Source organism: Paenibacillus pseudetheri, from assembly GCF_924513355.1.
Lineage (GTDB): Bacteria > Bacillota > Bacilli > Paenibacillales > Paenibacillaceae > Paenibacillus_AQ > Paenibacillus_AQ pseudetheri.
In genome coordinates this window covers 268,388-281,895 of record NZ_CAKMAB010000001.1, presented here as the reverse complement: position 1 = coordinate 281,895, position 13,508 = coordinate 268,388, and the positions used below count along the sequence as shown (strand labels likewise).

Below are 13,508 nucleotides of genomic sequence, written 5' to 3'. Positions count from 1 at the left end.
TTGGAAACAGTATGAATAAATTAGTATAAACAGTATTATTTTAGGTGGATTAACTGGTGACTTCATGCATCACAAATAAAAAGATTCTTGATAGCCGAAGCTAGCAAGAACCTTAATCTTTAGTTTCATCCTCAGAACACCGACTTCTATTCACCATTGCGGGCATCCTCACAGCATTCCAGCTTTATCAGATCTATCTTTAAAAAGCTTCTTTATCGTGAGTCCAAATAAAACACAGCAAGTCAGTGCCGCACAAAAATCAGCAATAGGTTCAGCAATAATCACTGCATCTGTTTTCGGGCTAATAAATGTCGGGAGCAAAAGGACCAATGGAATAAGCAAAATAATCTTACGCAAGATCGCGATAAAAATAGAAACCCGTGCTTGTCCCAAAGCAATAAATACTTGTTGAAAAGCCAATTGAATACCAAAAATACAAGTGCCAAGGAAAAATATCTTCATTAATCTAGCCGTCAGAGCCACAAGCTCAGGATTATTGGTAAAAATGATTATGGGCAGCTTCGGAACAAAAATGGCCACGCCCCACATCGACAATCCGAAAGCTGCGCAAAAAACACTGCAATATAAAATGGTGGATTTTACACGTGCGAGATCGCGAGCTCCATAATTATAGCTAATAATAGGCTGTGCCCCTTGCGCAAAACCAGATAACAACGTCCCAAAGATTTGCATCAGCGTGCCCATAATCCCCATGGCAGCAACGTACATATCGCCTCCAAATTTAGCTAAGGACGTGTTAAATACGATTTGAATTAAACTTTCGGTCGACATCATAATAAACGGGGAAAGCCCCAATGCAAGTACACTTGCAGCTTCTTTAGGTTTAATGCGCATATTCGATAGACGCAAGCGCAGAGGAGCGCGTTTAGAGATTAAGAACCCCAATACCCAAATAGCCGAAATAAATTGGGCAATTACAGTTGCCAACGCTGCACCCTTAATTCCCATATTCATCTCAAAAATAAAAATGGCGTCAAGGATGATATTCACAACTGCTCCAATGCATACCGTGAGCATGGCTGTTTTGGCGTATCCTTGTGCTGCAATGAATGGATTCAATCCTAAAGAAATGAGCACCGCCACAGTTCCTAGAAGGTATATGCTTAAAAAATCGTTGGCCAGCGGCAATGTATCGTGACTCGCCCCGAATAACGTTAAGAATGGCGACTTAAAGATAAGAAACAAAGCGGTTAGGATTACGGATGCCATCAGTAGCATAGTAAAACAACTTCCCAGTAATTGTTCTGCTTTTTTATGTTCTCCTTGGCCTATCTTAATAGAAGCTAGGGGTGCCCCACCAGCTCCGATTAGAGCTGCAAAAGCTGAAATCAACATAATAATCGGAAAAGATATCCCTATAGCGGATAAGGCTAGCGTTCCCCCCTCCTCCATTCTTCCGAGGAACATCCGGTCAACTACACTGTACATGGCATTGATTAGCTGAGCTATAACGGCAGGAATAGCCAATAAGAAAATAAGCTTGGGTATACTTTGGTTGGCAAAACGATCCTTCATTTGATTATTCATTTAGTTCATTTCCACAATAGCTTCCCGGAGGCTTTTAGGAAGCTTTTTGACAACCATATCGTAGGAATGGTCTATCATGTCAAAGACATCCGACTCTGGCAAGGAACCATCGATCATAATTGAATTCCAGTGCTTTTTATTCATATGAAAGCCTGGTCGAACGCAATCATGCTGCTCTCTTAGGTTTTCAGCAATAATAGGGTCACATTTTAAGTTTAAGCGAAGAGCCATCCCATTTTCTTCAAAAATAAGTGCGAACATTTTATCAGCAACTTTGACGACCAATGGAGTGGGTCCAAAAGGGTACTCCTGAGTCGCTCCTTTCTTCTTCAAACAGTATTCGATAATGTTATTCTTCAAATCTCTCTCTCCTTCGCTGATCAACAATCTGATCATTTCTGCCATTAAACACGTTTCTTAATTATATCATTTTATTCAGCTGAGCAGGTTTCTGCTTAATTTTTTCATAGCTTTGGGAGAGCTCCATTTTTTGAAAAAGACGAAAACTGCAACATTTGAACCTTTATGGGCATACTACATACGTTAAAATTTAAATATAAAGGAGCTTTCTTATGACAGGAATTTTAGGTGGCAACCCCAAGGATGAACCGATGCATTATGGAGAGATCTTTAGTGTATGGCAAGCTTCGATGGTAGCAAAGGGTGCCCTTTCGTGCTACCGAGCTTACTTGTATCATGCCGGCGATAATGACCTCAAAAAAGTATTAGGCGCATTAATTGATCAAGCCGAGCTTGAAGTTAGTGAGTGTGATACGCTACTGGGAGATAACGGGATTGCTTCCTTACCAGCGATGCCAAATAGACCCGAAGCCAAGCTTGAAGATATTCCTGTAGGTGCACGATTCACAGATCCCGAGATTGCTGCTAAAATTGCTGCTGACACTGCTACAGGATTGGTAGCTTGTAGCCAGGTTATGGGTCTTTCTATCAGAGAAGATATCGGTGCATTATTTGCAAAATATCACCTAACTAAAGCAGCGATAGGCGTTAAAATTCTCAATTTGAGCAAGAAAAAAGGGTGGTTAATTCCTCCACCACTTCAGGTAAAAAGACCAGAGTCTGAATAAGTCTTAAATGTGTTTAGCTCCGTTCCGTTGCTGGTGCGGAGCTTCTCTCTAATGATGTTGTAACAGCGAATAAAGCCATTTCTAATTATTTGATTGTACCCTGAAAAGGCCTTCGATAAATCGGAGGCCTTTTTGGTTGTCCTACAAATTGTTTCTTTTGAATAGGCTAGTATTACACACAAATATTAGAGAGGAGGGAATGCTATCAATACTTTTATTGGATATATTTTTCTTGGTCTTTCGCTGTCCGCACCTATTGGTCCCATTAATGCTGCTCAATTGGACAAAGGAATCCGCAAGGGCTTCTGGCATGCTTGGATGGTGGGGCTTGGAGCCATAAGTGCAGATATCATTTTCATGTTATTAGTTTACTTTGGGGTAATTCATCTATTAGAATCCCCTTTTATTAAAGCATTCTTGTGGTTATTTGGTTTCTTTGTACTGGTGTATACGGGTATAGAGAGCATAAAAAATGCTGGAGTGCTTTCAGAACCCGGGATGAGAAGCAGTGATTCATCCTTAACGAAGTCTTATTGGTCCGGTTTACTGATGTCTTTATTCAATCCGCTTTCCATATTATTTTGGCTAGGGATATACGGGTCCATTTTGGCCAAAGCGGCCATGGAGTATCCAATGCAGCAGTTGTTGATTTATAGCGGAGCTATTGTACTTGGAATTTTGCTCTGGGATGTATCTATGGCGGCCGCTTCAAGCATGTTTCGAAAAGTCCTGACAACCGGTGTTTTAAAATCAATCTCCGTGCTGTCAGGCCTTTCGCTTGTTGGCTTTGGGCTTTATTTTGGTGTACAAGCCGCTCAGTTATTGTTTTTTCATTAAGTTTTGTTTTTTTTCGGCCGAATGATTTTTATCGGATCCTTTGAATAATCTATTATTCCCTGAATTTCTAACAATAAATTCCCTTTACTCGGTTCCTTATCCGTAACAACGGTACGTTTCTTACGAACACGTGTCACGATCCAATCAGAAACGGCGATCAGAGTGACAAGCAACAGACTAATATATAACCCTGGGCGGCTGAGTGAATGAAAAAGAGTACCTGTGACCGCGAGCCCAATGAGTAGCAATCCTAGCCAACGCTTAACCGTGCTAAACCGACTTCCTTTTAAGAGTTTTCCAGAAGACAGCAGGATAAACGACCAATTATACAGCAACATTAACCCGGCCGCAGTAGTGATATACTCATACACTTTTCCCGGTAACAATAATGACATCACAACTGCCGCCGTAATCCCTACGGTGATCAAAGTAAGGGCATAAAAAGGATATTTATCCTTCCACTTCCGAGAAAATAACTTCGGCGCATCTCCCTCTTGAGCCAGGGTAATCATCATTGAAGTTACAGCGTAGAGTGAAGCAGTCATTGTAGAGAAGCCAGCGACAATCAACACTCCGTTAAATAGATGAGGCACGAAAGCCAAATGATCACTACTTAGCGCTAGAACAAACGGACTTTCTTTCGAGTTAAACGCACTAAACGGCACCATGATTACAGCTAGACCAATAGACAAGATGTATACAATAACCAAGGCGATCAGCATAACCTTTCCTGCCTTTGGTGCATCCTCCGGCTTTTGAAGTCTATTGGACATAATTCCGAGTACCTCAATCCCTCCGTAAGCATAAAAAGCGAACAGAAAGGCAGACCACAACCCCACCCCTCCTTTAGGAAATAGCGCGGAGTAGTTTAATGGAACCTTCGGTGTATACTTCCCTCCGCCTATCCAACCAGCCAATAGAGAAGCCGCAATGATTAAGAACATGAGAATAGCAGCTATTTTTATTACAGCCAACACATTCTCAACCCGGTCAAACCCCTTATTCCCAAAAAAGACAATGACAAGGCCCAATAAAGCAAACCCAGCAGCAAAAATCCACATAGGTACCGCTGGGAACCAAAATCGCGAAAAAATAGATAAAGCAGTTAGTTGACTACCCATGATTAACAACTCTGAGAACCAATAAACCCAGCCACTGCAGAAACCCGCCCAGCTACCAAACGCTTTTTTTGCATAGGAACGAAAAGATCCTTGCTCTGGTTGTTCTGCTGTCATACATGAAAGAGCATCAAATACTATATACGTTCCAATAGCAGCCAAGATGTAAGCGATCAGTACTGCAGGCCCGCCTATAGAAATCGCTAAACCCGAACCTAAGAAATACCCGGTTCCAATTGTACCTGCAACGCCTAATAAGCTTAACTGCCACCACTTTAATTTCTTTTCATTTTTCGAATTATCAGAAGCTTGGTTCAAAGAATTCAGTCCTTTTTGTAAAGAAGATATAAGATCACCTTCTGAATTTTACTCACACTCCAATAGGCTGTCCTTATATTCTTAACTACATGCAGGCTTTTTTTATTCAATATAATGCCAAGGGATTGAGTTCTGATTCCGATCATCAATAATAATCTGTACCGCTTCCTTAAACCCATCATCCGTCATATCAATCAGCCACTGGTATGTAGCCCGGGCCTTTTCCTCAGCCGCAATGTCCTCATATAGATCAGCAAGTGGGTCACCCTTAGCTTGAATATAAGCCGTTGTATACGGTACGCCTGAGGCATTATTGTAGAACAATGCATGATCATGCGCTACAAAATGTGGACCTAATCAACGCTTTAACCTTCGATATGAAGCTCAATAACCCGGGAGATCTTCACTTTTGGAAGACCAGCCATTTTTTTTCATATGCTCTGAGATATTAATAAATCTCCATGTCATTCAAAAGTGTTAGATGCCTGCCCATCCATCAGTATGATCAACACGATCTTTCCGTCCTCATCATAGGTTGTTGAAAGCAGATGTTTGGCTCTGAGCTCTTTCTTGGAGAGCGATTTAAAATCTGACTGATATTCTTTTACTAGTTCCTTTGTTTCTGTATCGTAATAATACTCCAAATATTTCAAAGATTTCATAGTTTCCGAAGCATTCTCTATCGCATATTTCTCTCCATATAACTCTTTAATTCTCTCTTTGTTCGTACCGACTTCAGCTCCTCGGGCAGTTTTATATGCCCCCTGAGATACTCTTTCCAATGTTATGACTACAGCCTTATCATGCCTGTAGAGTACACTCACTCCTGAATCATATGTATACCAATTGGAAATCCCTTCATTTCCAGTCCCCAGAACCTTCTCCGCATTCTTACGACTCATGCCATAGCTGACTCTTTCCTTGCTGTTATCTACCTTGTAAATGGCCATATCCCGTTTGGAGAAAGTATCCGGCTCCATCTTATAGACCTGAGCATTACCACTGCTGCAAACTGCAAGTACAAGAAGGACAGGTATTAATATTAATAAGGTATAAATTCTTTTACTTTTCAATAATTTCCCTCCTCTAGTTATATTCGCTAATATTAACACAGTAAATTTTAACCAACCAAGTAACTATCTAATAGAAAAATAAAAAAAGCCGCCAAAATGGCGACTTCTTCTTTGGAGTTAGAACACCCGCTTCTGATTCCGATCATCAATAATAATCTGCACCGCTTCCTTAAACCGAATCGCATGGATAATCTCACGCTCCCGCAGGAACTTGAGGCTATCCTGTAGATCCACATCATCCGTCATATCAATCAGCCACTGGTATGTAGCCCGAGCCTTTTCTTCAGCCGCAATATCCTCATAAAGGTCTGCAAGTGGGTCACCCTTAGCTTGAATGTAGGCTGCTGTAAAAGGTACGCCTGAGGCATTATTGTAGAACAAAGCATGGTCATGCGCTGCAAAATGAGGGCCTAATCCAGCTTCCTCTAATTCGCATACCGATGCGTCCTTTGTCAGCTTATAGATCATCGTGGCAATCATCTCGAGGTGGGCGAATTCTTCTGTAGAAATATCATTCAAAACACCAATAACTTTATCCGGAATCGTGTATCTTTGATTCATATAGCGCAGGGCTGCAGCGAGCTCACCATCCGCTCCTCCGTATTGCTCACTTAAATAACGCGCCATCCGGATATCACATTTACCGACCCGTACCGGATATTGCAGCTTCTTCTCATATATCCACATTCGGGAACTTCCCCTCCTCTAGAAACTTAGTTCCTTACAGTCCACACTTCTTATACTTGCCAAGGCCAAGGAGTCTGGTTCCATTCCCACGGACATTTCGAATAAGCGCGACCAAAGTTCTGAAGCGGACCGTATAATTCCTGAAATTGATTCGCGAGCTTGGTACGTTCCTGAGTCAGCTGATTAAATTGTTCAATACTTCTTAGATCATCGGGATGAGTATTCAGATATAAGTTCAACTCCACCAACGCAAAATCAAGAGTCTGCAACTGTTCAAGCATTTCATAATATCGTTGATCGCAAGGGTTTGCCTCCATAATCTACTTTCCTCCTCCTTTGCACTTAGATTCATACGGGCTGAACAGTGCTGGCCAGAGCGTTCCATACTTCAGAGCCTCCTGCAAACTAAACTGCGGTAAATCGGGTGGCTGAAAGGTGATAAATTGATTGGGTGGAACTACATACGTCTTGAACGGCACCGGTGGGCATGGATCAAACGGGCCCCTAAAAGGGGTGTACCTCCGTAACTGTGATTCCATCTTTTTGTACCTCCTTTGTTCCTGTTCCTTCTTTAAAAACTCTGAACATTACTTCCTTAGCTAACTTATGACAGAAGGACACAATATAAAACGTTATTTATAAAAAAAGCACTGAAGAAAGATTTTCATGCAATTGCACGACAAATAAGCTGCCTTCGGAAAAGTACCGAAAACAGCTTATAACTTGGATCTTATTGAGTATTAAGATCAAGACTTCACTTTTTTGACGAATCTTCGTAAGTAACCTCAAGGATATCCAACATAAATACAAAAATAGGAATACCAAGAATAAGTCCCCAGACACCTATATAATGCTCAGAGAACAACAACACGATGAAGGTGTAGAACATCGGCAAATTCATTTTTGTGGACATCAACTTGGGATTCAAGAAATAGCCTTCGATAAAATGCATTACCGCAATAATCGCCAGCACATAAGTGACTGTTGTCAGACCGCCGATGTTGTAGCCGATGATTAAGAGCGGAATGAGCGAAATCAAAAAACCAACGACTGGAATGAGACTGAGCAGAAAAATCAAGATCGACAGGGCAAATAAATATGGGAAGTTAAGCAGCCACAAACCAATAACAGTAAGACAAGTGTTGAACATGGCAATGAGAATTTGCGCTTCAATGACTTTCCCAAAGGAAACGATGAATTTTTGGCTGAAATACTCCAGTTCTATATAAAACCAGGCAAGCCTGCTCTCCCTCATTCTAGAAGTGAAACTGACGACCCGGTTTTTCTCCAGAATTAATACAAAACTTAGAATGGTTGATACTATAAAAGTCGCACTCCAGTTGCTAACCTTCAGCATATAATCGATGCCTCTTTTGATGTAGGACTGATAGTTAAGGTCTCTGAGCATATCATACAAATACAATGTAATCTTGTTCTGCGGGAGATCTTCTGATTTGAGATTGGTAAGGAAGATGGTTAATTGCTTAATCTGTTCCAATAATTTAGGGAGAAATTTAGCAAGGGCCAGTACAATCACTGCAATAAAAGCGAGGTATAAAATAACAATAATCACCTTACTGTTAACCTTAATAAATTTACCAATTCGTTTACTAAGCAATGTCTGAACGCTGTTCATGACAAAAGCAATCAAAAACGTCAGCAACACAAGATTAAGCATCCCTCGAATACTGTACAGCAGCAGCCCGATAAGTGCGAGAATAAAAAAGCGTCTGGTGGTTATATTCGCATAGAATCGCTTGAATACCTTCATTGATCTTGCCCCATTCGATTGCGTTTAATAATGCCTATCACCCATTAGCTATAAAAAGGAAAACTTAGCCCCCACAAAAAAGCCGATGGAAACAAAAAGGAGTGACCAAGTTAGCGCTCCTGCAGTCGTTATGAGTAGATATTTTTTGAAAGACATAGCACTGATTCCAGAGATATAGCTTGATACATGCCTCAGACCGGGAATAAAATAGGCAATGAAAATGGCCCAGTTGCCGAACCGCAAAAACCATCTTTTCATACTGGCAAAACGCTTGGGTGTAAGGCCAACCCACTTGCCGAATTTTTCTACCACAGGTTGCCCTAGTCTAAAACCAATGGTATAGCTGATAAGCATTCCTGTGACAGATCCCATGAAACAAACCAATACCGAAAGTGAAAAGTCCAAAATCATAAGGGAGGATAAATAACCTACAAACAGCATTAACACCTCATCAGGTACAGGAAGTCCGATAATCCCAAGTGCCATAAGGGCAAATATGGCAAAATATCCGTACTGTGAAATGATCTCAATAATCCAAGGCATGGGTGTATCACTTCCTGTTGAAGGATTTTTTAAGTGACGGAAATGGGATACGACTGACCATCATTACGGACAGTATTGCCATTAATACGATGACCAGTTCTGGTTTCATACGTTCATCTAGTAAAGAAATCATCGACAGAATGACTCCAGCAGCAGTAATGGGCATCCCCACGAACCCTTTGGAAGGCGCCGACAGATTAAATCTGGCCAAACGAAGTGCGCCACAGATCAAAAAGAAAACCGCAGCTGCAGGCCCAATCCAGTGGACATCTTCTAACCTATACAACAAGATAAGGAAGGTAGGCGCTAAACCAAATGATATAATATCCGCCAATGAGTCCAATTGCTTACCGAATTCACTAGTACATTGCAATATTCTTGCCAGTAATCCATCCAGTACATCGCATATTGCTGCGAGCAATATCATTAATAAAGCCAGACTATATCGTTCTTGAATCGTAAAATACAATGATATTGATCCTAGTCCCAAGTTTCCGAGAGTGCACATTGAAGGCAACCAGTTCAATTTCATACAATTCCACTCCTTTCATAGCATTATTTTTGTTGATCCGGTTTAACCTTCAAAGGTCACAGTAAAGCTAACACCGTTCTCCGTATTTTTCACTTTATAAAGACAAGCATGCATATCTAGTATTCGCTTCGCAATGGAAAGCCCCAGACCCGTACCGCCTGTCATTCGACTGCGGGATGGCTCAGACCGATAGAACCGTTCCCAAATTTGCTCCAGCTGATCTTCAGGGATTGATTCTCCTATATTTTGTATAGTGAATACAATAGTCTGGGCATGACTCTCAATATTGACAGTGATAGAACTTCTTTCTTCCGCATGCCTGATAGCATTAGTCATAAAATTCAGCATAACTTGTTCGATCCAGTTCGCATCCGCATATATCGGTAATTCGTTTGCAGGAATAATGATGACCTCCAGATGTTTTTCACTTAACAAGTGAACCAGCTTGTCCGTCACCTTTTCCGTCAGTTCACTTAACATAAAGGAAGATTTCCGAAGTTTTATCGTGCCCGACTCCAACCGCGCTAGATCTAACATATTTTTAACAAGAAACTCCATTTTATCCGCTTCCTCAATAATCACCTTAATGTAATGATCCTGCTTGCCGGCGCTAACGCCGTCTTCTAATCCCTCGGCAAAACCTTTGATAATACTGAGCGGTGTCTTCAATTCATGGGAGGCATTGGCAAAAAAGTCCTGCTGCATGATCTCCATTCTTTGTTTCTGCTCCATATCCTCAACTAGCTGCTGATTGGCCTCTCTTAACTCTCGTAAAGCAGAATCCAAACTTAGTGATAAGGTGAACATGCTATTAGAAAGACTGCCTAACTCATCCTTCTGCCGAATCGATGTGTCCCCAGTAAAGTCTAGAGAAACCATCCGTTTGGCTATGTTATTTAACTTAATTAGCGGACGCGTTACCATTTTCGAAAAAAAGAGAGAAAGAACCAAAATCAGAACAATGCCGCCTATTCCCAGATATAAAAAGAACCAACGCAACGCCTCGTTCGAATCCTTAACTTCCTGTAATGAGGTGACTGTGAATAGTAGTTCAATTTCTCCGGAACTTTGCTTAAGGGGCATAATAATCACAGAATTACGACTCCCACTCCAGGGAGCAATCCAGTCTTGCTTCTGCATTTTCAAATTTTTGAAGTCGTCTATCTGCGCCGGCGTCAAAGGAAACCATTCCTCTAGCGCTTCAAACAGTATTCCTTGGCGTGGATTCCATATTTTCATATCAGGCAGTACAATTTCTGCAACAGTACCAGATGCATGAATTGTCCCAGTCTCTTCGGTTTCCCCTATTGTTCCGCTCCCTTTTTTTGTAATACTAATGGGGTAGAGTATAAAGGGTGAAGAACTGGCTTCTTCCAGAAGTTCGCCTTCAACGCTCAACTGATCATCTACTTTAATATTTGCTGCTCTAAGCGCATCTCCGTACTGATTCATGAATAGGGATAAAGAGACAATCATACTCTTTCCATCATCATCGATTAACTTTATATGAAATGGATCTTCCGAATGCATCTTTCCATCCAGCTTCAAAATAACCATTTGTGTTTTATTCCGCAGCATAAACCGGACGAGCTCCTGGGAGGTTCGAGTGCTTCCCCATGGCTCGCTTATATATCTAGCAGCAAAGCTCTTAAGGTGTTTCTCCACGCGGTGCTCTTTTTGCTTCTGATAGAAATTGTCAAACAGCAGCAACTGGCTTAGAATCACCATGCCATAGAAACAAAGGAAAAAGATAACGGTCATCACAAACAGTTTAAAAGTAATCCCCCGTCTTCTCATGCCTCTTCCTCGAACATGTACCCTGTGCCAATCACCGTACGAATAAAACGTGATTCATAACCCAATTTACTTCGCAGCTTTTTGATATGACTGTCCACTACTCTGGAATCTCCTTCAAATTCAATTCCCCAGATCCGACTGAGGATCGTATCCCTTGAAATGACAATCCCTTTATTTCGTATCAAGAGCCATAAAAGATCGTATTCCTTAGGGGTAAGCTCCACTTCCGCATCTTCTACCTCTAACCGATGAGCTAAAGTGTTAAACATCGCAGAACCAAATTTTATTATGCTAGATTCAGGCTGATGGGTGCCTTCAACCCGCTTCATAAGTGCATTTGCCCGGGCTACCAGCACCTTTGGACTAAATGGCTTTGTAACATAATCATCCGCGCCTAATTCAAATCCATAGATTTTGTCGTCATCTGTAGACTTAGCGGTTAACAAAATGATAGGTACCGCTGATTTTTCACGAACTTCACGGCATACTTCAAAGCCGTTCATAGCAGGCATCATGATATCCAAAATCAGCAGATCCGGCAGCAGTGAGTCAAACCAAACCAATGCATCTCTTCCATTATCTGCTTCGAGTACTTCCCATTCATTCTGTATGAAATAATCAGACACCAGTTCACGAATACGAATTTCATCCTCAACGAGAAGAAGCTTCTTTTTCAATCTAGACCCCGCTTTCAAACCATTTATAAACATTAGCATAGTCGATCGTTATGTCCTTTATGTGTCCACAAAAAACTCCCCCTGTCATGAGCCATACAGCTCTTGCAGGAGGAGCTCATTATATCCCTGAACATCCGGAACAATACGTAACAATTTATAATAGGTTATTCTTTATCTTCGTCTTGTTCTGAAGAGGTTTCTTCATTCTCGACACGCGGTTCACGATAAATATTAATTCTGGTAATCCGCAGTCTTGTCGATTCCTCTACTTCAAAAACAACATCTTCAACTTTCACTCGTTTTCCCTTGTTTGGATTCCCTTCCAGCTCCTTAAACAACCAGCCGCCAATAGAATCCACTTCATCATCTTCGATCACAACACCCGTAAGATCGTTGACATCTTCAATCAACATCCGGCCTTCAACAGAAATATACTCTCCATTGCGTTCCACACTAGGACGCTCATCTTCGAATTCGTCATGCAGATCGCCTACGATTTCTTCCAGAATTTCTTCTGCTGTCAGTAGCCCAGCTGTACCGCCGTATTCATCGACAACTAGTGTTAGCTGTGCTTTATTCTTCTGCATAAAACGAAGCGTATGGCTGATCTCCATCGATTCCGGCACGTTAAGAATCGGTCGAACCAACGTCGTAAGATCATTCTGCTGCTCAGGTGGAGCAAACAGCAGGTCGGTAATATGAATAAAACCAATAATACGGTCCTTGTCTTCAAAAGCTACCGGATAACGTGAATGTCTCGTTTCGGTAATGATCTTCATATTTTCTTCGAGCGAAAGATTGCTGTACAACACATCCATATCCGTCCGAGGCAGCATGACTTCACGAGCGAGTAAATCTGAGAATTCAAAGATGTTATCCATCAGCTTCATCTCATCTTTATCAATGACACCACTCTTAGCACTCTGATTCATCAGGATACGAATTTCCTCTTCCGAGTGGGCAGCCTCACTCTCATTCGCAGGCTCAACACCCACCAAACGAAGCAATGCATTCGCCGATGCATTCAATATCCAGATAAAAGGCATAAACAGATTATAGAAGAACATCAGCGGTGCCGAGAGCAGTAGCGCAGATCCTTCTGTTCTTTGAATCGCAAGAGATTTCGGCGCAAGCTCCCCAAGTACAATATGTAAAAATGTAATAATCGAAAATCCGATAACAACAGAAACAGTAGATATCAGAGTACCGTCGGTAATCCCTATTTTATACATTAACGGCTCAACCAACAGCTCTGAAATGGCCGGCTCACCGACCCAACCTAATCCCAGTGACGCGAGTGTAATCCCAAACTGGGTGGCAGATAAGTACGAATCCAGTCTCTTATTTACCTTGAGCGCATATCCAGCCATTTTATTACCTTCACTGACCAGTTGGGTCAGACGAGACTGCCTGACCTTAACTAATGAGAACTCCGCTGCTACAAAAATACCGTTCAATAATACGAGCACCAGAACAAGCAAAAGATTAAGCATTAATCTCCCTACTTCAAATTCCGTAT

General features: G+C 41.6%; 15 protein-coding genes and 1 pseudogene. 2 read left to right on the top strand and 14 right to left on the bottom strand.

Annotation, left to right across the window (positions count from 1 at the left end):
* Nucleotides 1–168 precede the first annotated feature (168 nt).
* Nucleotides 169–1,548, bottom strand: coding sequence for an MATE family efflux transporter (locus tag L1028_RS01340; protein ID WP_234530211.1), 1,380 nt, complete (start codon nt 1,546–1,548; stop codon nt 169–171).
* Nucleotides 1,549–1,908: an MmcQ/YjbR family DNA-binding protein gene (locus L1028_RS01335; RefSeq protein WP_234530208.1), complete on the bottom strand. Its 360-nt coding sequence runs from the start codon at nt 1,906–1,908 to the stop codon at nt 1,549–1,551.
* A 212-nt stretch (nt 1,909–2,120) separates the two neighbouring features.
* Here L1028_RS01335 and L1028_RS01330 point away from each other — a divergent pair, with 212 nt between their 5' ends.
* Nucleotides 2,121–2,636 carry a DUF3231 family protein gene (locus L1028_RS01330; protein WP_234530206.1) on the top strand — a complete coding sequence of 172 codons (516 nt, stop codon included), beginning with the start codon at nt 2,121–2,123 and terminating at the stop codon, nt 2,634–2,636.
* Between the two features lie 204 nt (nt 2,637–2,840).
* A complete protein-coding gene (locus L1028_RS01325; protein WP_234530300.1) occupies nt 2,841–3,473 on the top strand; it encodes a LysE family transporter in 633 nt (210 codons plus the stop codon).
* Here the strand turns inward: L1028_RS01325 and L1028_RS01320 are convergent.
* The 12 genes and pseudogenes from L1028_RS01320 to L1028_RS01265 all read right to left on the bottom strand — a co-directional run bounded on the left by L1028_RS01320 (nt 3,470) and on the right by L1028_RS01265 (nt 13,482).
* On the bottom strand, nt 3,470–4,909 hold the full coding sequence (locus tag L1028_RS01320; protein WP_234530203.1) for an amino acid permease: 1,440 nt from the start codon (nt 4,907–4,909) through the stop codon (nt 3,470–3,472). The two genes, L1028_RS01325 and L1028_RS01320, sit on opposite strands and share 4 nt — an antisense overlap.
* Nucleotides 4,910–5,011: 102 nt before the next feature.
* A pseudogene (locus tag L1028_RS01315) lies at nt 5,012–5,266 on the bottom strand (manganese catalase family protein); the annotation flags it as partial.
* Between the two features lie 107 nt (nt 5,267–5,373).
* Nucleotides 5,374–5,982 carry a hypothetical protein gene (locus tag L1028_RS01310; protein ID WP_234530200.1) on the bottom strand — a complete coding sequence of 203 codons (609 nt, stop codon included), beginning with the start codon at nt 5,980–5,982 and terminating at the stop codon, nt 5,374–5,376.
* 117 nt (nt 5,983–6,099) lie between these two features.
* Nucleotides 6,100–6,669: a manganese catalase family protein gene (locus L1028_RS01305; RefSeq protein ID WP_234530198.1), complete on the bottom strand. Its 570-nt coding sequence runs from the start codon at nt 6,667–6,669 to the stop codon at nt 6,100–6,102.
* Nucleotides 6,670–6,719: 50 nt separating this feature from the next.
* Complete coding sequence (locus tag L1028_RS01300) at nt 6,720–6,986, bottom strand: spore coat protein CotJB (protein WP_060624601.1); 267 nt, start codon at nt 6,984–6,986, stop codon at nt 6,720–6,722.
* A gap of 3 nt (nt 6,987–6,989) precedes the next feature.
* Nucleotides 6,990–7,208 (bottom strand): spore coat associated protein CotJA, encoded by a 219-nt coding sequence (locus L1028_RS01295; RefSeq protein ID WP_036684070.1) that lies wholly within the window; start codon nt 7,206–7,208, stop codon nt 6,990–6,992.
* Between the two features lie 215 nt (nt 7,209–7,423).
* Nucleotides 7,424–8,440, bottom strand: a complete 1,017-nt coding sequence (locus L1028_RS01290) for an AI-2E family transporter (protein ID WP_234530196.1) — start codon at nt 8,438–8,440, stop codon at nt 7,424–7,426.
* Nucleotides 8,441–8,488: 48 nt separating this feature from the next.
* Nucleotides 8,489–8,983, bottom strand: coding sequence for a DedA family protein (locus tag L1028_RS01285; protein WP_234530195.1), 495 nt, complete (start codon nt 8,981–8,983; stop codon nt 8,489–8,491).
* A 7-nt stretch (nt 8,984–8,990) separates the two neighbouring features.
* Nucleotides 8,991–9,515, bottom strand: a complete 525-nt coding sequence (gene pssA, locus L1028_RS01280; RefSeq protein WP_234530193.1) for a CDP-diacylglycerol--serine O-phosphatidyltransferase — start codon at nt 9,513–9,515, stop codon at nt 8,991–8,993.
* A gap of 42 nt (nt 9,516–9,557) precedes the next feature.
* Nucleotides 9,558–11,312: a sensor histidine kinase gene (locus L1028_RS01275; protein ID WP_234530192.1), complete on the bottom strand. Its 1,755-nt coding sequence runs from the start codon at nt 11,310–11,312 to the stop codon at nt 9,558–9,560.
* Nucleotides 11,309–11,989: a response regulator transcription factor gene (locus L1028_RS01270; protein WP_234530190.1), complete on the bottom strand. Its 681-nt coding sequence runs from the start codon at nt 11,987–11,989 to the stop codon at nt 11,309–11,311. Before L1028_RS01270 ends, L1028_RS01275 begins: the two co-directional genes overlap by 4 nt.
* 164 nt (nt 11,990–12,153) lie before the next feature.
* Entirely contained in the window at nt 12,154–13,482 is a 1,329-nt protein-coding gene (locus L1028_RS01265) for a hemolysin family protein (protein ID WP_234530298.1), read from the bottom strand.
* Nucleotides 13,483–13,508: the final 26 nt, after the last annotated feature.

What these genes read in the sequence shown, in the direction of transcription:
- L1028_RS01340 (WP_234530211.1), bottom strand. Translation starts at nt 1,548, where the DNA reads ATGAATAATCAAATGAAGGATCGTTTTGCCAACCAAAGTATACCCAAG.
- L1028_RS01305 (WP_234530198.1), bottom strand. Translation starts at nt 6,669, where the DNA reads ATGTGGATATATGAGAAGAAGCTGCAATATCCGGTACGGGTCGGTAAA.
- pssA (WP_234530193.1), bottom strand. Translation starts at nt 9,515, where the DNA reads ATGAAATTGAACTGGTTGCCTTCAATGTGCACTCTCGGAAACTTGGGA.
- L1028_RS01300 (WP_060624601.1), bottom strand. Translation starts at nt 6,986, where the DNA reads ATGGAGGCAAACCCTTGCGATCAACGATATTATGAAATGCTTGAACAG.
- L1028_RS01290 (WP_234530196.1), bottom strand. Translation starts at nt 8,440, where the DNA reads ATGAAGGTATTCAAGCGATTCTATGCGAATATAACCACCAGACGCTTT.
- L1028_RS01265 (WP_234530298.1), bottom strand. Translation starts at nt 13,482, where the DNA reads ATGCTTAATCTTTTGCTTGTTCTGGTGCTCGTATTATTGAACGGTATT.
- L1028_RS01285 (WP_234530195.1), bottom strand. Translation starts at nt 8,983, where the DNA reads ATGCCTTGGATTATTGAGATCATTTCACAGTACGGATATTTTGCCATA.
- L1028_RS01275 (WP_234530192.1), bottom strand. Translation starts at nt 11,312, where the DNA reads ATGAGAAGACGGGGGATTACTTTTAAACTGTTTGTGATGACCGTTATC.
- L1028_RS01330 (WP_234530206.1), top strand. Translation starts at nt 2,121, where the DNA reads ATGACAGGAATTTTAGGTGGCAACCCCAAGGATGAACCGATGCATTAT.
- L1028_RS01295 (WP_036684070.1), bottom strand. Translation starts at nt 7,208, where the DNA reads ATGGAATCACAGTTACGGAGGTACACCCCTTTTAGGGGCCCGTTTGAT.